This is a genomic window from Paraburkholderia sp. NMBU_R16, assembly GCF_013282575.1.
Classification (GTDB): domain Bacteria; phylum Pseudomonadota; class Gammaproteobacteria; order Burkholderiales; family Burkholderiaceae; genus Trinickia.
In genome coordinates this window covers 1-457 of sequence record NZ_JAAAYE010000305.1, presented here as the reverse complement: position 1 = coordinate 457, position 457 = coordinate 1, and the positions used below count along the sequence as shown (strand labels likewise).

Here is a 457-nt window from a genome sequence, read left to right as displayed (position 1 = left end):
CATTGTGACGGCCCACCGTCTGGTACGTCGGCGCGCCATCATAGGCGCCGTCGGCAATGAACCGGCCGATCGGGTTGGCAATCTGCTCCAGCAGTGGCTCCACCTGGGACGGATCGTCGCCGTCCTGGTCCGTGAGCGTGTGGGCCACGATCTGGCCCGTGCTGGCGTCGACGGCCACATGCAGCTTGCGCCATTTGCGGCGCGACTTCCCGCCGTGCTTGTCCTGCAGCCACTGGCCCGCGCCGTAGACCTGCAGCCCGGTGCTGTCGACCAGCACGTGCAGCGGCCCGTGGGGCAACGGCTCACGGCGTATCGCGCGGCGTTGCCTCGCCCGCCGGCTCAGGGTGGTGTGATCCGGAACCGGCAGCGCGAGCCCCTTCAGTTGCAGCACCGAACGCAGCAGACCCTCGGTCTGACGCGAGCGCATCCGCAACGCACTGCCCAGCATCAGGGCGGT

At 69.4% G+C, this 457-nt stretch carries 1 protein-coding gene; it reads right to left on the bottom strand.

The features are described from left to right. Positions 1 to 457: IS5 family transposase (locus tag GWC77_RS28370; protein ID WP_173262959.1), on the bottom strand; the 457-nt coding region annotated here is incomplete at both ends.